At 52.6% G+C, this 388-nt stretch carries 3 tRNA genes; all 3 read left to right on the forward strand.

Annotated elements, in window-relative coordinates:
• Window positions 1-51: 51 nt before the first annotated feature.
• The 3 genes from M3221_RS25755 (at window position 52) to M3221_RS25765 (ending at window position 315) form a co-directional block, all read left to right on the forward strand.
• Window positions 52-125: transfer RNA gene (locus tag M3221_RS25755), tRNA-Arg, on the forward strand.
• 29 nt (window positions 126-154) lie between these two features.
• Window positions 155-228 (forward strand) — tRNA-Pro (locus M3221_RS25760).
• An 11-nt stretch (window positions 229-239) separates the two neighbouring features.
• Window positions 240-315: transfer RNA gene (locus M3221_RS25765), tRNA-Ala, on the forward strand.
• Window positions 316-388 lie beyond the last annotated feature (73 nt).

The raw sequence follows: 388 nt of genomic DNA on the forward strand, positions 1-388 counted from the left end.
GGATCTGGCGCCGCAAGGCGTGGGGGTTCAAGTCCCTTCACCCGCACTTTTGCGCCTGTAGCTCAATTGGATAGAGTACTTGACTACGAATCAAGCGGTTAGAGGTTCGAGTCCTCTCAGGCGCGTTTATGCTATAAACGAACTTTCGTTTTAGCGGGAAGTAGCTCAGCTTGGTAGAGCACTTGGTTTGGGACCAAGGGGTCGCAGGTTCGAATCCTGTCTTCCCGATTTATATAAATGGGGCCTTAGCTCAGCTGGGAGAGCGCCTGCTTTGCACGCAGGAGGTCAGCGGTTCGATCCCGCTAGGCTCCACCAATTATTTTTATATGCTATGTTGGAGGAATACCCAAGTCCGGCTGAAGGGATCGGTCTTGAAAACCGACAGGCG

Source organism: Domibacillus indicus (assembly GCF_023715895.1).
In the GTDB taxonomy this organism is placed as follows: domain Bacteria; phylum Bacillota; class Bacilli; order Bacillales; family Domibacillaceae; genus Domibacillus; species Domibacillus indicus_A.